21 protein-coding genes and 1 pseudogene are annotated in these 23,018 nt (G+C 50.5%); 3 read left to right on the top strand and 19 right to left on the bottom strand.

What is annotated here, in order from left to right:
- Positions 1–610 precede the first annotated feature (610 nt).
- Together ABEW34_RS13570 and ABEW34_RS13565 are read left to right on the top strand one after the other, a co-directional pair.
- Positions 611–1,168 (top strand): hypothetical protein, encoded by a 558-nt coding sequence (locus tag ABEW34_RS13570; RefSeq protein WP_430159523.1) that lies wholly within the window; start codon positions 611–613, stop codon positions 1,166–1,168.
- A gap of 19 nt (positions 1,169–1,187) precedes the next feature.
- The gene (locus tag ABEW34_RS13565) at positions 1,188–1,868 is read left to right on the top strand and encodes a hypothetical protein (protein ID WP_430159521.1); all 681 of its coding nucleotides are present in this window, start codon (positions 1,188–1,190) and stop codon (positions 1,866–1,868) included.
- 121 nt (positions 1,869–1,989) lie between these two features.
- Here ABEW34_RS13565 and ABEW34_RS13560 read toward each other — a convergent pair.
- The 19 genes and pseudogenes from ABEW34_RS13560 to ABEW34_RS13470 form a co-directional block, all read right to left on the bottom strand.
- Positions 1,990–2,403: pseudogene (locus ABEW34_RS13560) on the bottom strand (transposase).
- Positions 2,396–3,052 carry a hypothetical protein gene (locus ABEW34_RS13555; RefSeq protein WP_430159518.1) on the bottom strand — a complete coding sequence of 219 codons (657 nt, stop codon included), beginning with the start codon at positions 3,050–3,052 and terminating at the stop codon, positions 2,396–2,398. The pseudogene ABEW34_RS13560 and the gene ABEW34_RS13555 overlap by 8 nt, the downstream one beginning before the upstream one ends.
- A 281-nt stretch (positions 3,053–3,333) precedes the next feature.
- Entirely contained in the window at positions 3,334–5,556 is a 2,223-nt protein-coding gene (locus tag ABEW34_RS13550; RefSeq protein ID WP_430159515.1) for a heavy metal translocating P-type ATPase, read from the bottom strand.
- A gap of 183 nt (positions 5,557–5,739) precedes the next feature.
- Positions 5,740–6,249, bottom strand: coding sequence for a GNAT family N-acetyltransferase (locus tag ABEW34_RS13545; RefSeq protein WP_430159512.1), 510 nt, complete (start codon positions 6,247–6,249; stop codon positions 5,740–5,742).
- Between the two features lie 33 nt (positions 6,250–6,282).
- Positions 6,283–6,648: an ArsR/SmtB family transcription factor gene (locus ABEW34_RS13540; protein WP_056037911.1), complete on the bottom strand. Its 366-nt coding sequence runs from the start codon at positions 6,646–6,648 to the stop codon at positions 6,283–6,285.
- Between the two features lie 139 nt (positions 6,649–6,787).
- On the bottom strand, positions 6,788–7,462 hold the full coding sequence (locus tag ABEW34_RS13535; protein ID WP_430159509.1) for a ThuA domain-containing protein: 675 nt from the start codon (positions 7,460–7,462) through the stop codon (positions 6,788–6,790).
- A 39-nt stretch (positions 7,463–7,501) separates the two neighbouring features.
- Positions 7,502–8,554 carry an adenosine deaminase gene (gene add / locus ABEW34_RS13530; protein ID WP_430159506.1) on the bottom strand — a complete coding sequence of 351 codons (1,053 nt, stop codon included), beginning with the start codon at positions 8,552–8,554 and terminating at the stop codon, positions 7,502–7,504.
- A 192-nt stretch (positions 8,555–8,746) separates the two neighbouring features.
- Complete coding sequence (locus tag ABEW34_RS13525) at positions 8,747–9,985, bottom strand: pyridoxal-phosphate-dependent aminotransferase family protein (RefSeq protein WP_430159503.1); 1,239 nt, start codon at positions 9,983–9,985, stop codon at positions 8,747–8,749.
- Between the two features lie 2 nt (positions 9,986–9,987).
- Positions 9,988–11,238: an allantoate deiminase gene (gene allC / locus ABEW34_RS13520; protein ID WP_430159500.1), complete on the bottom strand. Its 1,251-nt coding sequence runs from the start codon at positions 11,236–11,238 to the stop codon at positions 9,988–9,990.
- A gap of 18 nt (positions 11,239–11,256) precedes the next feature.
- Positions 11,257–12,654 (bottom strand): allantoinase, encoded by a 1,398-nt coding sequence (locus tag ABEW34_RS13515; RefSeq protein WP_430159497.1) that lies wholly within the window; start codon positions 12,652–12,654, stop codon positions 11,257–11,259.
- Between the two features lie 52 nt (positions 12,655–12,706).
- On the bottom strand, positions 12,707–13,078 hold the full coding sequence (gene uraH / locus ABEW34_RS13510) for a hydroxyisourate hydrolase (protein ID WP_430159494.1): 372 nt from the start codon (positions 13,076–13,078) through the stop codon (positions 12,707–12,709).
- Positions 13,075–14,043 carry a factor-independent urate hydroxylase gene (pucL, locus tag ABEW34_RS13505; RefSeq protein ID WP_430159491.1) on the bottom strand — a complete coding sequence of 323 codons (969 nt, stop codon included), beginning with the start codon at positions 14,041–14,043 and terminating at the stop codon, positions 13,075–13,077. Before pucL ends, uraH begins: the two co-directional genes overlap by 4 nt.
- Positions 14,044–14,093: 50 nt before the next feature.
- A complete protein-coding gene (uraD, locus tag ABEW34_RS13500; protein ID WP_430159487.1) occupies positions 14,094–14,588 on the bottom strand; it encodes a 2-oxo-4-hydroxy-4-carboxy-5-ureidoimidazoline decarboxylase in 495 nt (164 codons plus the stop codon).
- The gene (locus ABEW34_RS13495; RefSeq protein ID WP_430159484.1) at positions 14,585–15,103 is read right to left on the bottom strand and encodes a (2Fe-2S)-binding protein; all 519 of its coding nucleotides are present in this window, start codon (positions 15,101–15,103) and stop codon (positions 14,585–14,587) included. Before ABEW34_RS13495 ends, uraD begins: the two co-directional genes overlap by 4 nt.
- Positions 15,100–17,382, bottom strand: coding sequence for a xanthine dehydrogenase subunit D (pucD, locus tag ABEW34_RS13490; RefSeq protein ID WP_430159481.1), 2,283 nt, complete (start codon positions 17,380–17,382; stop codon positions 15,100–15,102). The genes ABEW34_RS13495 and pucD overlap by 4 nt, the downstream gene beginning before the upstream one ends.
- 51 nt (positions 17,383–17,433) lie before the next feature.
- Entirely contained in the window at positions 17,434–18,354 is a 921-nt protein-coding gene (locus tag ABEW34_RS13485; RefSeq protein ID WP_430159478.1) for an FAD binding domain-containing protein, read from the bottom strand.
- Positions 18,341–18,991, bottom strand: a complete 651-nt coding sequence (locus ABEW34_RS13480; RefSeq protein ID WP_430159689.1) for a nucleotidyltransferase family protein — start codon at positions 18,989–18,991, stop codon at positions 18,341–18,343. The genes ABEW34_RS13485 and ABEW34_RS13480 overlap by 14 nt, the downstream gene beginning before the upstream one ends.
- Entirely contained in the window at positions 18,873–19,988 is a 1,116-nt protein-coding gene (locus ABEW34_RS13475; protein WP_430159686.1) for an XdhC family protein, read from the bottom strand. The genes ABEW34_RS13480 and ABEW34_RS13475 overlap by 119 nt, the downstream gene beginning before the upstream one ends.
- A gap of 70 nt (positions 19,989–20,058) precedes the next feature.
- Positions 20,059–21,384: a 5'-deoxyadenosine deaminase gene (locus ABEW34_RS13470; protein WP_430159475.1), complete on the bottom strand. Its 1,326-nt coding sequence runs from the start codon at positions 21,382–21,384 to the stop codon at positions 20,059–20,061.
- Positions 21,385–21,770: 386 nt separating this feature from the next.
- Here ABEW34_RS13470 and ABEW34_RS13465 point away from each other — a divergent pair, with 386 nt between their 5' ends.
- Positions 21,771–22,838, top strand: a complete 1,068-nt coding sequence (locus ABEW34_RS13465) for an NAD(P)/FAD-dependent oxidoreductase (RefSeq protein WP_430159472.1) — start codon at positions 21,771–21,773, stop codon at positions 22,836–22,838.
- The last annotated feature ends 180 nt before the right edge of the window (positions 22,839–23,018 follow it).

The following is a 23,018-nucleotide window of genomic DNA, read 5'->3' as shown; positions in this document are numbered from 1 at the left end:
CTTTTGTCACCTCTTTTAGTTACTCAGCAGTAAGTGGGTACTGTAACTTTTGAGACATAAAGAACACCACTTCTAGATCACGAGGAAAAGTACAAATTATGGAGTAATTATCTGGACTAGGACGGCATTTATACATAGAATGTCACTACCTTCTTAATTTGTTCTATAACTAAGAGTCACTTTGATAATAACATTTAACTCCACATATAATTGCCCATTAGTTCAGCAAATGGATATGGACGTTATATAACGAAGTTGCTGCGCCTGTGGAATACAGAGGTCCACAAAACTAAAGTCTTATTTACTGGCCGTAAACGCAACATTAAGTGTGCCAACTTCGTTTATAAAGCATATAAACTCATCAGCCCAGGATATACCTATATAGTATCACAAAACTAAATTTTTACTTATTTTATAAATTATGCAAAAATCACCAGTAATTTAGCGAACTCTATATTAATATGAAAAGGCGATAAAAAACATATAAAGGAAGATTAGTTTAGTAGTCAATTGATAATCACAATTAATTAACTCCTTTAATTAGGAATTGTGGTTCGAATATTTTATATGAGGAGATGTTATTTATGGTGAAAAAAGTAAAAAAATTGTTTTGGGGATAACTATTATCTCATCGTGCGCAGTGTTACCTTTTACAGCAAGTGCTGCACCATTAACAAATGCTGATGCTTTCTGGCCGGGTGGATATGCATCTACTGTATATTCTCACATTGATTATTGGGAGGATCCAGGGGTAGCATCACTTGGGTATGATTATTTTGCAGCTAATTCTAGAGCAGATTATGCGGGTATAGCTAATGCTACAATATCTTTTTATAGACAATCCACATCACCTGGAGCAGACATGCGGTTCTTTGCTGGAAGTTACGCTGATGATTGGTATGGTTATTGCCAAACTTATAAAGCTGATGGAACAATAGCAGACATTGACGAAAATTTTGTAAGTGCACACGTTAGAATGAATGATCGAACATTGGATTTAGATAATTTCTCAAATTCTGAGCGCCACTATAATATGCTTCATGAATTGGGTCACGCTTTATCGTTGGCTCATCAACCTAAAGGTGAAGATACGGTCATGAAACAAGGACAGCATAGTTATACCGACCCAACATCCGTTGATAAATCGAATATTGCTTGGAAATATTAATTGAGAGGTAGTGGAAAAAATGAAAAAACAAGTTCTTGTAACATGCAGTCTAATTACTGCAATAAGCTTAATGTTAATGGGCTGTGGATCTCAAATTGGAAATTCCTCGCACAATAATTCTAATTCAGTTAAAAATGGGGAAGTTGGAGACGTTCAACTTAATACAAAAGTCAATGATCCTGAAGTTGAAATCACAAAAATCGCTGTTGGAGAAGCGAATCATAAAATTTATAATGACCTTAGTGAAATTGAAGATCGTGCGGATCTTATTGTCAATGTAAATTATACTGGAGATTCTAAGACTCATAATTACCTAGGAGAAAGTGGAGAAATTGCTTATACCAATACACTTTCTACAGTTGAAGTGAAAAAAACTTATAAAGGTGATGTGCAAGAAAAGTCAGTAATTGGAGTGTACCAACCAGCCTTCATTGAAAATAGTACACTAAGTACTGTTGAAGGGTACAATTTGATGAATCAAAAAGGCAATTATATTTTATTCTTGAAAAAGCTTGATAACGAAACTGCGTATTCAATTATTGGTATGTATCAAGGTAAATTCGACTTAAGTATTAGTGAAAAAGTTGTTGAAAATGTTACCAATCTATCAAGTTCCGAGAGAATTCAGAGCGAATATATGGGAAGTAATGTCGATCATTTTAATAAACTAAAGGAACAAGTTGAAAAAAAATATAAATAATCTTGGTATCAATTTAAAAAGCAAAAAAAGGGCATCATTATACTCTTTTATTTAACTAACGGTTAACGATGGACTGAAAACAAGCTGCCAACAATCGGGAGCTTGTACTCGAAAAAACAATCTAATGAAAAGGGGCTGTCCAATAAGTCCCCAAAATAAAAAGTTGGGCGGAAAAACGCAATGTTTTCCGTCCAACTTTTTTGTGCGAATGCTTTTGCAGAAAGGTAGCGAGGCGGATGCCTGTTACTTTCAGTAGATTGTGGGCCAAGGCGACAATTCCAAACTCGGTGTAAACCTTTTCCAGCCTCCGCAAGGAGAACCGACGGAACGACCGATTGCCCTTGATGTGACCGAACACGCCTTCTACCTCGACTTTACGCTGGCATAGATCACGGATTTCTCGTCATCCTCAAGGCTCTCTTGGCCTTTGCTTTTAACTCTTCCCCTACGTGTTCCAATGCATCTGGCGGTTTCCTTTTGCTTTCGTGCAAGAGGGCTTAAACGGACAATCGCTGCAATCTTCACATTCATAAATCTTGAAGCTTTGCTCTAAACCAGATGCCGTTTTTTGGGTCTAGTACTCTTAAAACGAACGTACCGGCCATTTGAGCAAACAAAACGGCCATCCCGCTCTTCATACGTCCAGTTGGATGCATGCTGGATGTCCTACTTGTACCGCCGAGTTTGCTCCTTCCTGCAGTTGCCGTAAGGAATGAGAAAATCAAAGCACGTCTCGTTTTCTTCGCCCACCGAATACAAATAATTTTCTTTACTGCCATAGCCCGCATCGGGGCAAAGAAGTCGCGGCCAATTGCTCCATATGCGGGATGAAGCAACGCGTCTCCGTGGGTCGCTGATGGAGGCTGTAAAACAAAATGAATTGGTTTTCCATGGCCATTTACATTGTAGCCCGGCTTCAGTTGACCATTTTTCATATGGTCTTCGTTCACCCGCATAAACGTAGCATCCGGGTCCGTTTTGGAGTAGCTGTTGCAATCGCCAAAGCAAGCCTTCTGCTCCGCATATCTTGCCTCGGCTAGTTGTCCCGTCACCCCCTCGACCTTCTCCTCCAACACGACCGCTGCTTCTTTGAGTCTGGCAGGGAGTTCCTCTGGATCGGCCGCAGCGTATTCGCCAGCTTCTTGTTGCGTGAGTATACAAATATGTGCCAGGGTCGCCTGCACCTTTTCCTTGAGCTTTTCTTCGAGGTGCAGCGTAGATTTTTTTCACACAAACGAATACTTGTTAGCGTCTGTTTCGATCTTCGTGCCATCGAGTAAGTAGCTCTCCATCGTAATGTGATTGTCCGCGATTAGCTTTTGGATCATAGTTTCAAACAGCTCGTCCATGAACGCTTTCATACGAACACCGCGGAAACCGTTCAAGGTACATTTAACAAAAACGGGGCGTCCAGTAGTCAGGTTATTGACTTTCTGGACAGCCCCTTTCGCAGAGATATATAGGGTCAGCCTTTGATTTTCATCCGCTGCAAGCGCAGCGCATTGAGTACGACCGATACGGAGCTAAGCGCCATTGCCGCCCCTGCCAGCCAAGGAGCAAGCAGGCCCGCTGCCGCTATCGGAATGCCGATGACGTTGTAGGCCAGCGCCCAGAACAGGTTTTGCTTAATGTTGCGCATCGTCTTTTTGCTCATCGTTATGGCGTCGACAATGCTATTTAGATCGCCGCGCATAAGTGTGACATCTGCCGTCTCCATGGCGACATCCGTTCCTGTCCCCATCGCCATGCCGATGTCTGCTGCCGCCAGCGCCGGAGCATCATTAATGCCATCACCAGCCATCGCTACTTTCATGCCAGCCGCCTGAAGCTTCTTAACCTCCTCGGCTTTTCCTTCCGGCAGCACGCCAGCAATGACATGCTCGATACCCGCTTCGCTCGCAATAGCCGCCGCCGTACGCGGATTATCTCCTGTAATCATCATGACCTGAATGCCAAGCTCCTTGAGCCGATCAATCGCTTGCTTGGATGAAGGTTTAATCGTATCGGCAACCGCAATCATGCCTGTATATTGGCCATCAACAGCCGTCAGCATAACCGTTTTCCCGACTTCCTCCAGCCTAGCCATCGGCGCTTCGCTGTTGTATGCAACATCGTAACGCTCCATTAAAGCACGGGTTCCGACAACAACATCGCGGCCCGCTACCGTTGCCCGAATGCCAAAGCCCGGAATGGCTGTAAATTCAGTCGCTTCGGGAAGTGCAATGTTACGCGCTTCAATTGCAGCTACAATAGCTTCTGCTAGTGGATGCTCCGAGCCTTTCTCGGCTCCGCCAACGAGGGTAAGCAGTTCCTGCTCCGGTATATTACCTTCGACAATAACATCGGTCAGTGATGGTTTGCCTTCCGTCACCGTACCCGTTTTATCGAGCAGCACCGTTGTAATACGATGGGTCGATTCTAAATGTTCGCCGCCCTTGAACAAAACGCCGACTTCTGCTGCACGGCCCGATCCCGCCATAATAGAGGTCGGTGTCGCAAGTCCTAGCGCACATGGGCAAGCGATAACGAGCACCGCGATTGCTTTCTCCAGCCCTTCAGCGAACATGCCTGGCTCGAGCCAGAAGTACCACAACGCGAAGGCGAGTAGGGCAATTCCTACAACGATGGGAACGAATATGCCGGAAATACGGTCAGCTATTCGCTGAATCGGCGCTTTGGAGCCCTGCGCCTGCTCGACGATGTGAATAATTTGCGCAAGCGTCGTATTTTTGCCAACCTTCGTAGCCTGAATGCGCAAGACGCCATTTTTATTAATAGTCGCCCCAAATACTTGATCACCTGACTGCTTGTCAACAGGCAGGCTTTCTCCGGTCAGCATCGATTCGTCGATCGCCGAGCTGCCGTCCAGCACAATGCCGTCGACCGGAATTTTGCCGCCCGGCTTCACAATAAGCTGATCGCCAATGATTACCTGTTCTACCGGGATGCTCACTTCGGAGCCGTCGCGCACGACGAGCGCTGTTTTCACTTGCAGTCCCATGAGCGAGCGAATCGCTTCCGATGAACGGCCTTTAGCGAGCGCTTCGAACCATTTTCCAAGTAAAATCAACGTAATGAGCAAGGCACTTGTCTCATAATACAGCTCCTGCATTACGGGCATATTAGCCATCCCTGCATGCTCATCGGGCTTCAACGTCAAATACAGGCTGTAAAAATAGGCGGCCGAGGTTCCAAGCGCTACTAAGACATCCATATTCGCGCCCCCACTCCGCAGCGCATTAAATGCCCCCTTGTAAAAGGGCCAGCCGATTATGAATTGCACAGGGGTTGCCAGCGCTAGTTGAAACCACGGGTTGAGCAATACATCCGGCACCCATATAAACGACGTAAATGAAAAATGGGCTGCCATCGCCCACAAAAGCGGCAGAGACAGTATCGCCGATAAGATGAACTTCAACTGCTGCTTGCGAATCTCGTCACGCCGGCGATCCCCCCCTTGCTTCTGCTCTACCTTCTCCTCGGCTGTAAAGCCAAGCTGCTCTATCCGCTTGATGACCGCAGCTAAATCGATCGTATCCGCACGATATTCGACATGGCTCGTTTCCATCGTAAAGTTGACCGTCGCTTGCGATACGCCTTCCAGCTTATTTAAGCCTTTCTCTATGCGATTCGCGCATGCCGCACATGTCATACCCGAAATTTCCAGCGTAGTCTGCCTGTTCTCCATTGTAGCTACCACCTTTTCATACCCTATGGGGGTATCTCTTGTTGCTTTCATCATATAATACCCCATGGGGGTATGTCAAGGGTTGACCCAATCTATTCCAAAAAAAACGACCCAAGCGCTGCGCGCCTGAATCGGTTTAGTTACAAATTGCAATTTAAAGTTCGTATAATACGATAAGTACGCTTATGTAACGCTCGCATCCATATGTACCGTTTGCCATTCATCCTGATCTTCAGCCGTAATAGCAAAGCCTTGCCGCTGCCAAAAATCGACGGCTCCCTTTAGAAAACGATGCGTATGCAAATACGCTACGCTATAGCCCTGCTCTGCAATAAAACGTTTGGCCTCTGCTGCAAGCAGCGAGCCCACACCGCTTCTGCGGCTGCTTGCAGCTACATAACATTTCACTATTTCTGCGGCTGGCTGGTTCGCTTCATACTTAGCCGTCTCAATTCGGTTATCATAGGGCTGCACACCGATGCACCCCCATATTTCTCCACGCTCCGAAAGTGCCAGGAAAAAACCAGCTCCCTCCTGGTGCAAATAATACTCGGAGAAATTCACGAGATCCGGCGACAATCCATTTATCGCAAACATCGGCATAACCTCTTCTCGTACTAGAGCTGCAAAAGCGACAGCATCCGCAATATGCTCCTCGCGAGCCTGTATAATAACTGGCGACACTACTGTCACTTCTAGATCCTCTCCTTAATATGGACGCAACACCTAGCTGTGATGCAAATGCTGAAGCGTCTGGATGAAAATTTCCTTTACATGATCATCGTCAAGCGAATAATAGACGGTTTTCCCAACTTTGCGGCGCTTAACAATTCGCACATTGCGCAAGTAACGCAATTGATGCGAAATAGCCGACTGTGCCATATCCAGCACGACGCATAAATCATGCACGCACAGCTCTTGCGACAGCAGCGCATAAATCATTTTAACCCTCGTCGGGTCGCCTAGCGCCTTGAACATTTCAGCCAGATCAATGGCCGTCTGCTCCTCGACCTTGGCGGTCAGCAGATCTGCACCCTCCTGCTTCGTTCCCATGCATGTGTCGTCACATTGCTCATCTATCACTTTGTCCATTCAGCTACACCACCCTCTAATCGTAATGCTTATGATCTTATTATAGCAGACAAAAGCGCAGTTCCTCTATCATTTGCAGGAACCGCGCTTTTCAAGCGTCTATAAGGCCTTAAATGATCGTTTATAAAAAATACCAACGCTACGCCATGCGGGCGCACCATTGCACACAGGCATTTACCAGCTCGCCCAGCACCGGATGCAGCAGGCTTTCACGATTATGCGCAGGCGTCAAACAACATACGCGGCCTTCTCCATAGGCATGAGACCACCCCCCAATCGACTGCCCATCCTCGGAATACGTCCGCATAAATACCGTTGTCGATGCTTCTTCACAGTGGACAAAATAATGCTCATCGACCGTTTCGAACGCTTGGTCTGCCGCTATATGGACATGCTCTTCTCCAGAACGCCCAGCAGGCTCAACCGTTAGGGAACGCACAAGCTTCTGCTCCGGATGATGTTGAAAATAACCCCGCGTCATCTGTGCATAACCACCTTCTGACGGATACGAAGCAAGCCCGGAATGCCAGGCGAACCAGCCTCCGCCCGCCCTGACATACTGCAAAATCGCCTGCTCCGTCTCGTCGCCAAGCCATTGCTGCACTTGTTCATCAGCGGGATTGACATTATTATCTTTGTACAAAATGACGGCATCCGGCTTCGCCGCCAGTTCCTCCGCCAAATATTTGACCGTCGTATAGCTGAGCTCGATGTCCCCTGACACCATTAATGGCGCCAAGCTTTGCTGCAAGCCTTCGGCAATCGCCTCCGCAGGATGATAATAATCCCCAATTACGGCTAAAATGGTTCGCATACGTCATTTCCTCCATTGTTTCCGAATCAGGGACTCTCCTTATCCGGCAGGCTTCACTCCCGCAGCTGCAAGCCCCTGTTCTATGTCGGCAATCAGCTGCCGTTTTTCATCCTGCTCCAAAAAGGCCGCATGGGCGCTGTTCAAAATCAGCCTGCCGATTTCCTCCAGCGTCACGCCGCATTTTTCCATCAACAGCTCATATTCCAAGCCAATCGTCGTGCCCGAAACCGTCAGATTATCCGTATTAATCGTCGCCCGAATGCCTGCTGCCAGAAAGGCTTTAATCGGATAAGCGTCCCAGCCGCTAACCGCCTTCGTCTGTATGTTGCTCAGCGGGCATAGCTCCAAAGGCGTGCCTGTACGGCGTACCATTTCCATAATAGCAGGATTTTCCGTAATGCGCACGCCATGGCCGATACGTGTGGCGCCCAGGCTTTCAATCGCCTCCTGTACATTTTCCGCACCGCCTGCTTCTCCAGCATGAATCGTAATCGGCAGCCCCTTGCTAGCAGCAAGGTTAAATAAGGAACGATGCAGCTCTGGCGGGAAGGAAGCTTCATCACCAGCCAAATCTACCGCTGCGATTCCATCGCCATGCAGCCTGGCAGCGGCCAGTATGACTTGTTCATTGCGCTCATAGGCGTCATGGCGCAGGCATATGGCAATTCCCCGCGCTTTCACGCCGAAATCCCGCTCTCCACGCCGCAAGCCATGAATGGTGTGGCGCATCGCCTCCTCCAGCGACAAACCTCCTTTAATATGCAGCAGCGGCGCAAATCGCACCTCGATATAACGGCAGCCTTGTGCTGCCGATTGCTCAACAATTTCATAAGCTACGCGCTCAAGCGCCTCTGGCGTTTGCAAATAGGGCTCCACAAACGCAAATTTGCTCAAATATTCTTTTAAGCTCGTGCAGCTCTCATCTGCAAGCATCCACGGGGTAAGGTCGCTGCCTTCCTCAACGGGCAGCTCCTTGCCTTGCTCCTTCGCCAGCTCGCGAAGCGTATTTGGCAAGACGCTGCCATCCAGATGCAAGTGCAAATCGATTTTGGGCAGTTTTTTCAATTGCTCCCGCACCACTATATCTTTCATCGTAAGCACTCCTTTAAATTTAAAATAAAAGCAAAAGCTATAGCAAACCGCCGAACCAGGTTAAACGGCCGAAAGCCGTCCTCTGGCGGCGTGGCGCATTTCAGTCCGAGAAATAAGAGAAAGTATGGCGAAATCGTCTACTTTCCTATATTTCCAGGAAAAACCCGGGCGGCGGTATAAAATAGCATCAGTTTAACGATCGTACGAATCATACACAGCCAGTGCCGCCTGCAAGCCTTCTCCAGCTGGCACTACTGCGCCATGCCGAATCAGCACAGCTTCAAGCGCACCGAGCACATGCAGCACATTTTTTTGGCTGCAGCTGTAGCCCATCGTGCCAATGCGCCAAATTTTCCCTTTTAGCTCACCGAACGAACTGGCGATTTCGATGCCAAAGCTGTTTAGCAGCATGCTGCGAACAGCTTCACCATTCACGCCTTCAGGAATTGTCACGCAGGTGACAACCGGAAGCTTGCAAGCCGGATTGCCATACAAGGTTAATCCCATTGCTGCAAGCCCTGCCACTAGCGCCGCCTCATGTCTGCGATGTCTCGCGAATCGCTCCTCAAGTCCTTCAGCGAGCAAAATGCGCAGCCCTTCGCGCAAGCCATACAGCATCGAGGTCATCTCCGTATGGTGATTGAGCCTTGCTGGCCCCCAATAATCCTGAAGCTGGCTCAAATCCAGATAATTGCTCTGGATTGCTGGACGTCGGTTACTGCTTGCGTTATCGCCGTGAACAAGTAAGCCCCGTTCGACCTTTTTACGGGCGGCAATTTTCCGCTCTGCCCTGTCGTTGTACGTAATGGGGGCCATGCCCGAAGGAACGGATAAACATTTTTGCGTGCCGCCAATGACCGCATCGATACACCAGGCATCCGTCTCAACGGGAACGCCGCCGATGGTCGCAACCGCATCAACGACAAACAGAATGTCTTGCTCCCTGCACGCTTTGCCAATCGCGTTCAAAGGCTGAATCCGGCCTGTGGACGTTTCCCCGTGAACCATTAGCACAAGCCCCGGACGCTCTTGCGAAATAGCGGCGATAACTTCATCCGGCTCAAAAACTTCGCCCCATTCCTTCTCCAGCGCCACAACCTCTGCGCCGCAGCGCTCGGCAATTTCATAAAGCAAATTGCCAAAACGGCCATAAATCGGAACCAGCACTTTGTCACCCGGCTCAATTAAGCTATTAAGTACCGCTTCAATGCCAGAACGCGACGTTCCATCTATCGGATAGGCCCAGCGATTGTCCGTTTGGAACAAGCTGCGCAGCATTTCCATCGTATCATTCATAAGCGCCGTAAACTCAGGGTCAAATTGACCCAGTATAGGATAAGATAACGCACGAAGCACACGCGGGTCAACCTCAACGGGGCCAGGTGTCATAATCGTGCGGGGGGAAGGCGACAGTTCTCGGTAGCTCTTCATCATCATTGCTCCTCGTATGCAAGTTCATATAACAAAGCGGACAGCATCTCCGCCCCTGCTGCCAAGTGGTCCTGCGACGTATATTCCTCTGGGGAATGGCTGATGCCGCCGCGGCTCGGGACGAATAACATCGCTGTAGGACATATGCCTGACAGCAGCTGGGCATCATGCCCCGCTCCGCTCGGCATGACCATATAAGGCAACGACAATCGCTTCGCAATACGTTCCAGCCAGGCACGCAATTGTCCGTCCATCGGGGCAGGCGCGGCCTCCATCCATTGATCAATCGTCACTTGAAGCTCCCGCTCGCCGGCGATTTCTTGAAACTGCTGAAATACCGTTTGGCAAAATTCACGAATGGCTGGCTCATCAATATGGCGTACATCGACTGTAAAGCTAACGGAACCAGCAATAACATTCGGCGTATTTGGCGTTGCCGTCAGTTTCCCAACCGTAGCAACGAGCGGCGAGCCCGTTAAAATCGCTTCCGTCTCCAGCTGCAAAATCATCGCAGCCGCTCCAGCCAGTGCATCGCGGCGCAGCGGCATCGGCGTCGTCCCGGCATGATTGGCTGTTCCGCCCACCGTTACCGTATAACGATGCTGCCCGACGATGGCCTCGACAATGCCAACGCTGAGCTGCTGCCGCTCCAGAACAGGCCCTTGCTCAATATGCAGCTCCACAAACGCGGCAATATCTGATCGGCGGGCAGCACGCTGCTCCGCTTTGCCGAAGCCGCAATTAAGCATCGCCTCTTGCAGGCTAGTTCCGGCTGCATCATAGCGGTCCGCACCTTGCTCTATATCATATAGCCCGACCATATTGCCCGAGCCCCAATACGTAAGCGGAAAACGGCTGCCTTCCTCTTCGCAGAGCGAAACTACCTCAAGCGTTTTTACAGGCAGTCCATACGTTTCCTTCAAATGCGCCACAGCGGCAATTCCCGCAGCGACACCATAAGCCCCGTCATAAAAGCCGCCCGATTGCACCGTATCGATATGGGAGCCCGTCATAATAACCGGCCCTTCTCCCGAACTGCCTTGCAGCCGGCCAAATAAATTGCCTACACGGTCAAAATAAACGTCCATGCCCAGCTCTTGCATCTGCTCAGCTAAATATTGCTGCGCCTCCAGCCACTCTGCCGTATAAAGCAGCCTGGTCACACCACCTCGCGCATCAGCGCCGAACTGCGATAATTCCTCCAGCAGCTTAGGGACGAAGGAGGCGAGCTGCGATTCGCTTGCCATTGTCATATCAAACACACCCCTTCATCATACCTTTTCCGAGCCTGCCTCAAACGGTAGCAGCGACTTGCCTGAAGCTGGCTGTGCAAGGCCGCCGTCAGCTGTATATACAACGCTTCCTCGAACGAGTGTCGCCATAACTCGGCAGGCCAACTCTTTCCCCACATAAGGGCTATGCTTGTGCCGATAAAATAAATGTTCCTCCAGCAGCTCATAGGCCGCATTAGCGTCTATAATAGCCAGATCAGCGTCAGAGCCGATTGCGATAGCTCCCTTGCGCGGATACAGCCCGAAGCGCTGCGCAGGTCCTGCCGACAGCAAAGCGGATAACAATGGCAGCGGCAGCCCACGCTTGATCCATCCTTCACCTAGCACCAGCTCCATGCTGCTCTGTGCCCCGGATATGCCTCCCCATGCCTCGAAAAACGTTTTGGAAGCATCCACCTTCATCGAAGTCGGACATGGCGAATGATCGGAAGCGATGACATCGAGCTTGCCTTCGCCAATCATTCGCCACAATCCCTCGCGCTGCTCCTCGCTTCGCAGTGGAGGCGCGCATTTCGCAACTGCTCCAAGCTCCGCCATCTCCTTTCGCGTCAGCAGCAAATAATGCGGACAGGTTTCCACCGTCACCAGCAAGCCGCGCCGCTTCGCCCGATCAATCAGCTCCACCGCGTCATAGCTGCTTATATGGACAAAATGCACTTTGCAGCCTGTCTGCTCCGCAAACAACAGCGCCTTGTTCACCGCCTCCAGCTCGGCAATAATCGGACGCGAGGCTGCGAATGCCTCAGCATCAAGGCGGCCAGCTGCCAGGGCTGCATCAGCCAGCTGGGACGTAATGGCGTCGCTCTCGGCATGAAGGGCGATAAATCCGCCGAGCGCGGCGATTTTTTTCATCCCCTCATATAGCGTCCAGTCATCAACCTCGCGAAATCGCCCTTCCCCTTCGCCGCCGGGATTGGACATAAACGCTTTAAAACCGACGACGCCGGCTTCGAACATAGAGGCAAGCTCATCCAGCTTCCCCGGGACGAGTCCGCCCCAGAACGTATAATCAACAGCCGAATGCCCTTCTGCTTGGCCCGCTTTCAGCGAAAGCGCCTCGGTCGTTACAGTCGGCGGATTGCCATTGAGCGGCATATCAGCGTAACAGGTTGCTCCTCCAGCAGCTAATGCGGCAGAGCCGCTCACAAACCCTTCCCAATGCCCCAAATTCGGCTCATTGAAATGCACATGAATATCGACCATGCCGGGCAGCACATACTGCCCCTCCGCATCGATTATAGAGCCAGCCTCGGCACCTGCTAGAGACGGCTCCAAGGCGGCAATGCGGCCATCGCGAATGCCAATATCCAGCTTTTTCACTTGGTCAGACAGCACAACAAAACCATTCATCACGATACAATCATAGTAGGAATCCATGCGCATCACCCCTTTTTACAATCACATAAGCCCGCCTGTTCATTCTGCTCTTCTAAGTACCTCGATAAGTGCTATAACCCCCCGGCGCAACCAGCAGCGGAATATGATAATGCGCCTGCGCATCCTTAACGCGAAAGCGAATCGGTATTTGCTGAAAAATAAATTCAATAGACGCCTCCCTCGCAGCGCCATTATCGCGTGACAAAAAGCTTCCGGCATCAAACACAAGCTCATAGACGCCCGGCTGCATACCCTCACCAGCAAGCATGGGCGCATCGAGCCGTCCATCCGCATTCGTGGAAGCAGCCTGAAGCAGCCGCCGTTCCCCAGTCTCCTCGCTCAACTGCCACAGCTCCAGCTCCATCCCTGCCGCAGCCCTCCCCGTAGAAATGTCGAGCACATGCGTCGTTATTTTGCCGCTCATGACGAAGCTTCCTCGTTTTCCAAATCGTCGCGGGTAAGCGTGAAGCCTTGGAAGCCGAATGGCGGACGCGGCTCGGTGTAGACAGCGGCTGCATCCTCCTCCGTATGGTCAACCACCGTTTCCCATGTCCGGTTATTCGATTCAAACCGCACCTCCGCCAATTGCGGGAAACGGGTCAAAATACGCAAGCCGACTTGATAAATTAAATATTGAATCGATGGCGTTTTATATTCGTGGAACACATTATGGGTAATATCCCGGATATGCTCAGCTGCAACGTATTGCCTTGAGGCCGTATCTACCGCATGTTCAACGTCTGCATAGCTCCAATAAATGTTTAGAAAAATAAAGAGCGGCCGGTCATAGCTTTCCGGCAGTGTCGTATATTCATCACGGACAAATCCATAGAAAGAGCTGCCGCTTACTTTAATCAGCTGCAAATCAGTAATAGCGCACTCATGCTCGACTATAACCGGAGCGCCCTCTTCGCCGTCGCGGACAAGCTTCAACGAAGCACTCGCATGATCATTATGGGAACGGCGGTACACAAGCGGGCTATCGACCAGCCCATCGCTGCCGTCTGCCACTTCAAGCGTATGGAACGGGATGCGGTCCGCACTCAGCTCGATAGCCTCTATATGCGGATAGCGGCTAAGAAATTGCTTGCTGATGAACGCAAGCAGCCCTTCTGTCGTGCTCCCCTCAAAGTCGGCCGTTTGCCGCAAAATAAAATTTTTCATCGAATCTGTCGCCACGACCTGCGTATTGTCACCTTTAGTGAAGGAGGACAGCAGCGTCTCGCCGCTTACGGCAAATGTAATATTATGGGCAAAAATAACGTTCGTATCGCCGGTAAAAGCCGATTCCGGGATGGACTTTACCGCCAGTGGCGCTGCATAGGTCCGATAAGTCAATACATCCCCTTTGCCATAATAAAGTGTACGTCCGCTGCCAAGTTTCAGCATGTTTACCCTCTCCCTTTGCTCTATATCAATTTTGGTATGCTTTTTTAGTCTCATTCTTCTATTAAATCGTTCAGGCGCAAAAAGGTGATGCGGGCGATTTGCCATTTTGACTCCACCAGCTCTTCCTGAAGGCTGTTGCCGATTCTCGCCGCCATCGCTTCCTTGATGTCTGCTTTGCTTTTGCCACGAACAGCTAAAATAAATGGAAAACCAAACTTCTCCGTATACTGGCGGTTCAACGCAGCAAACTGATCAAATTCCTCAGGCGTCAATCGGCTTAGTCCCGCCCCCTGCTGCTCCTTTGTGGAATATTCGCCAATGCTGATTCGAGTTGCCAGATCGGGATGCTTGCGAATAAGCAGCAGCACACGCTCCTCTCCCGCCGTATAAGCCGCGTTTACCATGCTCTCATGCAGCTGCTCCACTGAGCGGAAGGGTTTATTCTCCCATGCCAGCTCCGCCACCCAAGGCGAATGTTCAAAAATAGCACCAAGCGCTTCCGTAAATGCCTCACGGCTCATCGTATTTAATAAGTCCAATTTCATGGCGCGTTCCTCCTCCACTCTATCGCCCGCCCTACAGCCCGTTTAATCCCTCCGTAGCCAGTGCAGCGGCAAATATTGCCGGATAGTGCTTCTTCAATTTCATCCTCACTCGGATCAGCATTTCGATCCAGCAGCGCCTTGACCGAAATAATCATGCCAGGCGTGCAATAACCGCACTGAAAGCCTCCCTCTTCGAGAAAAGCGCGCTGCACAGGGTCAATTCCACCATCAGCCGCCCCTATACCTTCAATTGTCGTAATCTGTTTGCCCGCGCATTGGTAGGCCATCGTCAAGCAAGCGTTAATTGGCTTCCCATCCACCAGTACCATGCAGGCGCCGCAGCGGCCAATTTCACAAGACCGCTTCGTCCCTGTAAGGGCCAAGTCGTCGCGCAGCATATTCAGCAGCCGTTTGGAGCCTGCAACTTCAAGCTTCATTTCTTCGCCATTAATGGTGCAGGCCAGCTCCGACTGCTCAGCGCCCTGCGTCACTCCCATCATTTCATGCTTGCTCATCTTTCGCCCACCGCCTCTCCAGCAAAAGCAAAGGCAGTTTGTAGCAGCTCTGGCTCAATTGGCAGCTTCGTCACGCGGATACCTACCGCCTGATGAATGGCAGCTGCAATAGCCGGAGCCAGCGTAACCGAGCCTACTTCGCCAATGCCGCGCGGACCGTAGCTATCTCCTTGCGGCAAATGCTCAATCGGCTCAACGGTGACCGTACCACGATGCTCCGCAATCGTTGGCACTAGATAAGTATCTAAATTTTTCGTCATATATTGCCCCTGCTGCATGACCGCATCTTCCGTTACCGCAAAACCAAGCGCCATGCTGCTGCCACCTTCGATTTGCCCAAGAAAGCCTTGGGGATTCATGACAGGCCCAGCCGCTACCGCATGGTACTGGTCAAGCACCTTCACCCGTCCTGTCAGTTGATTGATCTCTACCTTCACAACAACGGCCGCATACGTATATAGGAAATGAGCTCCTGTTCGCGGGGTATCTGATGTAGGGAACTGAAAGGCAGTCGAACAGCTGATCAGCTCCCCTTCCGCCTCCGCCAGTTCCTTATACGTCAGCAGCATGGAATGGCCTTCTGCCTCATAAATGCCTCCTGCTCCCATAACGAGCATGTCGGCTGTTTTTCCCAGCAGCTTCGCCGCCCGCTCCAGCATTTGCGATGTAAACGGCGCTTTCAGATTTTGCAGCGTCTTCCACATCATGCTCGTTGCTCTTGAAGCTGTTGTAGAGCCGCTGTCGGGCACAAGATCGGTATCCCCGATAATCATTCGGATATCGGTTTCAGCCAAGCCGAACTGCTCAATCAGCATCAGCTCCAGCGTAGCAAGCAAGCCTTGCCCAAATTCCTCGTAGCCGAATACGGCTTCAATTCGGCCATCGGCCGCCAGCGAGAGCCTGCCGCCTGCCGGATCAGGAATACCTACACCAAGCCCGCCGCCGTGCATGGTAAAGGCTGAACCAATGCCCACCTTTATCCACGGCTCGCGCTCCTCAGCCCCATCCGGCATCCCTCTTTCCTGCCACAAGCCGCTCGCTTCAGCTGCATTCCACACCTGCATGGCACCTTCGGTTACGACGATCGGCTGGCCGAACGGGCCTGGATCGTCAGGCATACGCATATTGATCCGCCGCAGCTCCCAAGGGTCCATGCCAAGCTTTTCTGCCAGCCGGTCAAGCTGCCCTTCCAATGCAAAAATCGCCTGATTTCCGCCAAAGCCACGGAATTCACCGGACATTCCGTTGTTCGTATAGACGGAATAACCATCTACTTCCACATGCTCATAGCGGTATGGTCCAAGCACATGCTCAACGGCAAAGTTAAGCACCTCCGCTCCCAGCGTAGCGTATGCGCCCGTGTCGGCGATAATCCGCACTTGATGGGCAAGCAGGCGGCCACTGGCGTCTGTACCGGTTTTCATCGAAATTTTCATCGGATGTCGCTTCAGACCGGCGCGGACCGATTCCCATCTGGAATGATGTAGCTTGACGGGGCGGTTTGTTTTTAGCGCCAGCAGCGCGCCATAAGGCTGCACATTCAATTCATCCTTGCCGCCGAAGGAGCCGCCAATCGGGCTTGAGACGATGCGAATTCGCTCCTGCTTCATCGCGGCAATCCGCGACAATTGCAAACGATCCATAAATCCATGCTGAGTAGGCGAATATACCGTCAACCGCCCATCCTCCTCGGGCACGAACAAGCCGCCTTCGGTTTCCATATAGGTGTGCATCTGTCTCGGCGTGAAATAAGTATCCTCTACAATGTGCGTGCAGGCGGCGAACCCGCTGCCTGGCTGTCCTCTATTAAACTGGCTGCGGTGAAGCACATTGCCCTGCGGATGAAGCAGCGGCGCATCCTGCAAAAGCGCCTGCTCGGCATCGTCAACAATCGGCAGCAGCTCATAATCGACCTCAATAAGAGAAAGAGCATATTCGGCTAGTTCAGCCGTCTCTGCAGCTACAGCTGCCACCGCGTCACCGACATAACGAACTTTATTTTCACAAAAGACAGGCTGATCCTGATGGGCAATGCCATAGCGATTCAAACCGGGCACATCGAGATGGGTCAGCACGGCATGAACACCTTCGAACTGCAAAGCCTTCTCGGTACAAATTCTGAGGATAAGGGCATGAGGATGGGGACTGCGCAGAACTCGGCCATAGAGCATGCCTGCTGCCGACATATCCGTCAAATACGCAAGGCGGCCTGTTGCTTTCCCCAGTCCATCCGGCCGGATTCGCCACCGCTTTCCACTTGACTCACGGTTCAACAGCATCGCTATCACCTCTCCCCTATGAACACTATGCTTGCTTATTTATTTATTTATTTATGATTTGAGCTGCATCGCTTTCCACAGCTCTGACACAATCAGATTGGCAGCGGTTTTCTGACGATAGCTTACCGAAGCGAACACGTCGCCTGCCGGATGAAAATGTTCCAAGACTGACGTATAACAAGACTGGAGCAGCGAATGGTCAAGCTTGCTGCCCTTAAGCAGCAGCTCTGTAAGTTCAAGCCGCCTTGGCATCGTCTGCCCGCCCCCTACCGCAAGGCGTACATCAACGATATGCCGCTCGGCACTTACAACGGCGCTTATCGCAACAGTCGCTATCGATGGCGTGAATACTTCGCGGCGGCCAACCTTGTGATAGACGTCCAGCCTGCTGTTTCCCTCCTGTTCCGCTAGATCAACTGGCGGCAATATAATAGCGAGCAGCAGACGATTTTTCCATGCGTGATTGGCCTGCGCTTCCAACAGCCATTCAGCAAGCGGCTGCTCAAACGCTCCTTGCCCATCGTGCCAGAGGAGCATGGCCTCATATACGAGCAGTGCTGGTAGTGCATCGCCTACGCGGGACAGCACATTGCCGCCTAGCGTAGCCAGGTTCCGAATCGATGGAGCAGCGATATTTTTCATCGCAGTTGCCAGCAGCGAATAATAAGTGCTTATATGAGAGTCATTTCGGACCTCTGACAGCAGCGCCACTGCTCCGATCTGACAAATTTGCCGATCGTCACTGCTGAAAGCAAGCGCAATCGGCTTATGCATACTGGAAATACCGCTAACATCGATCAAATGGCCAGGCATACGGGCAGTTCCCGCTTCCCACCACGTACGAAGCAGCGTACCGCCAGCAACGAAAACACCGTCCTCGCCAAGCTGCTGTTTAAGCGTGCAAGCCTCCGCCGCATTACGCGGCTGCCATACGATGGGAGACTCCGGCTTCGTTTGTTTATTCATGGCCATCGCTCTCCCTCCTGTTCCAAACACCAATAGCAGCCTGCAAGCTGTCCTCATCATCTATATCATGAAGCGCAAAATCTTGTTCGCCGTTTAAATCTAGTACTGCCCCTTTATACTTGCCTGTGGCAAACAGGCGTCTTGCTCCTTGGTCACCCTCCAGCTCCTCCAGAGCGGAAAACATCGTTGCTCGCAGCAACGCCGGAGGCATCGTTGCCGATCCGTCGCTGTATGCCGCATAATCAAGCGTGGAATTGTGCTCCAGCGCCTCAACCAGGCGCTCTGCCATCCTTGCCGTCACAAAAGGCTGGTCAGCTAACGCAATAAGGACGGCATCCGTATGTGGATATAGAGCAAGCAGCGCTTCAAGACCACTGCGCAGCGAGCGGGACATCCCCTGCGCCGAAAGTGGGCTATCTTGCTTGTGCAGCTGTCCTGTGCGGCAAGCCCGCTCCAGCTCAGGAGCGTCCAGCCATTCCAATTCATCGTTGCTGCGGTGAACGACGATCCAGCTTTTAATGGCGCTATTTAATAGAGCAAGAAGCGCCTGGCTGCCAAGCATAGCTCCCGGCGATAAAGGGAGCCGCAGCTTCGGCCGTTTCATCCGGCTGCTGAGGCCAGCCGCCAAATAAATGCCTGACACCTTCATCGCCAGTCGCCTCCCTACTTTTCGAACGATGCGCTGCCCGTACTTGTATGAGCTCGGAAGCGATGCTTAAAGCAATTTCGTATGGACTCTCCGCCTCTATCGACAGTCCAATCGGTGCATAAACATTTTTAGGAAGCACCCCCTCGCCAAACAACTGCTTGATCCGCTTACGCGAGCCCATAACGCCGATATATATAGGTCTTGCTTCCAGTGCCAGCTGAATCATTTGATAATCGTAGTGGAGCTGATGGCTGCATATGATGAAAAAGTCATTTCTATTAAATTGCAGCTTGGAAGCTAGCTCATCAGGCTTTCCAATTACTCTCGCCACGCTAAACCAGCTATTATCCTCATTTTCCGGGCTTATCTGCGTACGCCAATCCGCCACAACCACATCAAATCCGCAGCCTGGAAGCATCGTGCAAAGCGCCTCTGCATCCGGTCCTGCGCCAAACACAATCGTCCGTGGACGCGGCTCCAGCTTCGTGAAAAACGTCCCCGCCTCTCCTTCCAAAGCCGCATCAGCTTGCCAGCTATTGCGAGATTCCCTTGCCGCTGAGGCAGGCCCCAATCTATAAACGATACCTATGCCATTGCCAGCCTTCGACCAGCTTCGATCCAAAACAACCGACTCTCCTGCCCGAAGTCTCTCTCTTGCATGAAGCAGCTGATTTCGGAGCGCTGTCGTTACAGGCTCCAGCAGCACATGGATAATGCCGCCACACCCGATCGTATCGCCCCACATGATGTCCTCTTCCGGCTGCATATTATAGATAATGATTTCAAAAGCTTCGGCAGAGCACACGCGGCTAACCCGCTCCTGTAGATCTGCCTCCAGACAGCCTGGGCTGATACTGCCCGTCTTCGTTCTATCCAGCCTCAGCAGCATAGCTGCCCCTTCCTTGCGGTAAGCATGGCCCTCTACTCGTATAATCGTTGCAAGCGCGGCCGGCTGCTCAAGCTTCACAATTGAATCTAGCACTTCGTGCATATCCACAAGCAGCCACCGCCTCTTTTTTAAACGTTATGATGAAATGAAGTGCTGGCCTACAGCCTAAATGCTACAGCCTGGCCAGCAGTCCCCGAAGCGAACGGTCGGCTTCCCGCAGCACTAGCGGCTTGTCAATCGTCTTCATTATGCGTTTATCCATGACGATTTGTCCGTCAATGATGACGGTATCCACGTCGCCGCGGGTTGCCGCATAAACCACACGCGAGAACCAGTCTGCATCGTAGGACGGATACACATGGAAATCTTCCAAATCAAGCATTTGCAAATCTGCCAGCTTGCCTTCCTCCAGGCTGCCAATGTCATCTTCCATGCCAAGCACCTTCGCGCCACCCATCGTAGCCATCCGCAGCACGGTGCGCGCATCCATGACCGTTGGGCCATGCTTCACCTTCTGAATAAAAGCGGTCAGCCGCATTTCCTGATACATATCCAAATTGTTGTTGCATGCCGCGCCATCTGCTCCGATGCCAATATCGATGCCTTCGCGCAGCAGCTCGGGAATTTCCGCAATGCCGGATGCCAGCTTCATGTTGGAGCCAGGGCAATGGGTAACCTTAACGCCTCTCTCCTTAATAATCCGCTTCTCTTCCTCATCAAGCCAAATGCTGTGGGCCAAAATCAAATTCGGCCTTGCCAGCCCGATATGATCCAAATAAACGACGTTGCGCTTGCCGCGTTCCGCTTCTACAATCGCAATTTCTCCCGTATTTTCGGAAGCATGGGTATGCACCTTGACCTTATATTGCTCGGATAAATCGCGTACCCCAATGAGCAGCTCCTCTGTACAAGACACTACGAACCTCGGGCAAAAAGCATATTGGATTCGGCCGTCGCCAGCGCCATTCCATTTCTCGAGCAAATCCACGCTTTGCTGAAGCGATTGCTGTGTATTTTCCTGAAGCGCCAGCGGCACCTCCGTGCCATGGTCCATCATCACCTTGCCGGAAATGGCACGAATGCCGCTCTCTAATATCGCCTGAAAAGCAGACTCGGTATGATGCACCGTCTCCATATCCAAAATCGTCGTCGTCCCGCTGCGGATCAACTCGCCAATGCCCAGCATCGCGGAATAATAAACCGAATCGGAGCTGTGAGCTGCCTCTAGCGGCCAAATCCGCTCACGCAGCCATTCAATTAAAGCCAGATCATCTGCACGCCCGCGAAACAACGTCTGGCATAGATGTATATGTGTTTGTACGAAGCCCGGCAGCACAACTTTGCCATCAGCCTCAATGATCCGATCTACTCCATCCGCCGCGATCTCCCCGCCAATCTGAGCAATACGCTTGCCGCGAATGAGCAAATCACCCGTTAAAATATCGCCTCGTTCATTCATCGTCATTATCGTTGCGTTGCGAATAAGTATAGTTGTCATTGAATTGCCCTCTTTCAAGTTTGAGTCATGTTTTATAACATAATAAAGCACTAAACCCGATTTATCAATAGTATATGTAATTAAACTTAACATGTTGTCGTAGGTGAATGCCTGAAATACACTAAATACACCGCTTTCAAAGTAAAATATGACATGAGCAAGCTTCTATCGTTCCAAATTTCCCTTACAATTAACTGAAAAACACATGCTATCGTTCGCCTTTTCAAGTATAATCAGTTCCCACCCTGAATCCTTATACTACTGTACGAACTCTGAAAGCCGATGATAAAGCCGATTGCGAACATACGTACTGTTTTGCCGAATGATTCTCTCGTTTCTTTATGTCTACTCTATTAACTGAGATACAATGCTTATGTTAAAATAGGATGAAAAAGGGGGCGTCACTGCTGGAAAAACAAAAAGTAGTAATTATAGGAGCAGGAATTGTCGGAGCCTGTATGGCCTATCAACTAGCAAAACGAAATCAGGATGTAACCGTTATTGAACGACACCCTAACGCAGCCCATGAAGTTACAGAAAAATCATTTGCCTGGATACATACAACACATAGGGTAGCTCCCCAGTACAGACATTTGTATGACAGTGCTTCAGAAGAATACCTTGCACTGCAGCAAGAGCTATCCGAATTACAAATTCAATGGCACGGAGCATTAACGTGGGGCGATTCGAGCCTTAATGAGCAAATCTACCTTCAAAAATTAAACCGAGAGCAAATTGAGGCATTGGAACCGAATCTGAAGGAGTATCCGAACGATGCGATGTTTGCCAATGAAGAAGGAGCGATAGATCCGATCGGATTAACGGAACTATTGTTAAGAAAAGCACAGGAATACGGAGCAAAGGTACAGTTTGATACCAACGTTACACAACTGCAGCAAGAAAATTCACGCTTAATAGGCGTACATACATCAAAGGGATTTATGGAGTCGGATGTTGTGGTATTAGCCGCGGGTACAGGCGTATCCGAACTTTGCAATTCGTTAGGTTGCCCTATACCAGTAACGCCGTCACCTTCCATTCTGATCCGAATGAAGACCTCGAGTAGACTAATACACACATTAATCTCGAATGCGCAGTTTGAAGCGCGTCAGCTAACCGATCATTCATTGCTAGCTGCGGAAGATTATATCGATGATTCGGAGGAAAATGGACCCGAGGCCGTGGGCAAACGTGCCTTCGAGACGCTGCGTCGCAGCCTGAAGGGTGGGGAGCAATTGGAGCTGGAAAGCATCAAAGTTGGGTTGAGACCAATGCCAGAGGATGGCTATCCGATTGTAGGCTTTCATAATCAGATGAAGGGACTTTATGTGACGGTGATGCATTCTGCCATTACTCTGGCTCCGCTAATTGCGCGTCTAGCTGCAACTGAAATAATCAATCGAGAATCAAGATGCGAACTAGAGTCTTGTAGGCTCTCCCGATTTAAGCAGTAGGGCTGTAAAATTGCCAACTTAAATTCATTTACGAATTCAACATCAAGACTCATTACCCAAAATCGACGAGCTATCATAAATAATTCACATTCCATAACAAAAACTTTTAATCCTCTGATGGCTCACTGCCTAATGTTCGGAAATTCCCGATCGCAATAAAAAAAGCATCATTGTGTTCAC

Source organism: Paenibacillus algorifonticola (assembly GCF_050481745.1).
GTDB classification, from domain to species: Bacteria; Bacillota; Bacilli; order Paenibacillales; family Paenibacillaceae; genus Pristimantibacillus; species Pristimantibacillus algorifonticola_A.
This window is presented reverse-complemented; position numbering and strand designations above follow the sequence as displayed.

Excerpts from the sequence above, each read along its gene's own strand:
- ABEW34_RS13540 (WP_056037911.1), bottom strand. The coding sequence starts at position 6,648 with ATGGACAAAGTGATAGATGAGCAATGTGACGACACATGCATGGGAACG.
- uraH (WP_430159494.1), bottom strand. The coding sequence starts at position 13,078 with ATGAGCGGCAAAATAACGACGCATGTGCTCGACATTTCTACGGGGAGG.
- ABEW34_RS13550 (WP_430159515.1), bottom strand. The coding sequence starts at position 5,556 with ATGGAGAACAGGCAGACTACGCTGGAAATTTCGGGTATGACATGTGCG.
- ABEW34_RS13565 (WP_430159521.1), top strand. The coding sequence starts at position 1,188 with ATGAAAAAACAAGTTCTTGTAACATGCAGTCTAATTACTGCAATAAGC.
- ABEW34_RS13515 (WP_430159497.1), bottom strand. The coding sequence starts at position 12,654 with ATGGATTCCTACTATGATTGTATCGTGATGAATGGTTTTGTTGTGCTG.
- pucL (WP_430159491.1), bottom strand. The coding sequence starts at position 14,043 with ATGCTGAAACTTGGCAGCGGACGTACACTTTATTATGGCAAAGGGGAT.
- allC (WP_430159500.1), bottom strand. The coding sequence starts at position 11,238 with ATGACAATGGCAAGCGAATCGCAGCTCGCCTCCTTCGTCCCTAAGCTG.
- ABEW34_RS13465 (WP_430159472.1), top strand. The coding sequence starts at position 21,771 with ATGAAAAAGGGGGCGTCACTGCTGGAAAAACAAAAAGTAGTAATTATA.
- ABEW34_RS13535 (WP_430159509.1), bottom strand. The coding sequence starts at position 7,462 with ATGCGAACCATTTTAGCCGTAATTGGGGATTATTATCATCCTGCGGAG.
- ABEW34_RS13475 (WP_430159686.1), bottom strand. The coding sequence starts at position 19,988 with ATGCACGAAGTGCTAGATTCAATTGTGAAGCTTGAGCAGCCGGCCGCG.
- ABEW34_RS13495 (WP_430159484.1), bottom strand. The coding sequence starts at position 15,103 with ATGAGCAAGCATGAAATGATGGGAGTGACGCAGGGCGCTGAGCAGTCG.
- ABEW34_RS13525 (WP_430159503.1), bottom strand. The coding sequence starts at position 9,985 with ATGAAGAGCTACCGAGAACTGTCGCCTTCCCCCCGCACGATTATGACA.
- uraD (WP_430159487.1), bottom strand. The coding sequence starts at position 14,588 with ATGAAATTGGACTTATTAAATACGATGAGCCGTGAGGCATTTACGGAA.
- ABEW34_RS13485 (WP_430159478.1), bottom strand. The coding sequence starts at position 18,354 with ATGGCCATGAATAAACAAACGAAGCCGGAGTCTCCCATCGTATGGCAG.
- ABEW34_RS13470 (WP_430159475.1), bottom strand. The coding sequence starts at position 21,384 with ATGACAACTATACTTATTCGCAACGCAACGATAATGACGATGAATGAA.
- add (WP_430159506.1), bottom strand. The coding sequence starts at position 8,554 with ATGAAAGATATAGTGGTGCGGGAGCAATTGAAAAAACTGCCCAAAATC.
- pucD (WP_430159481.1), bottom strand. The coding sequence starts at position 17,382 with ATGCTGTTGAACCGTGAGTCAAGTGGAAAGCGGTGGCGAATCCGGCCG.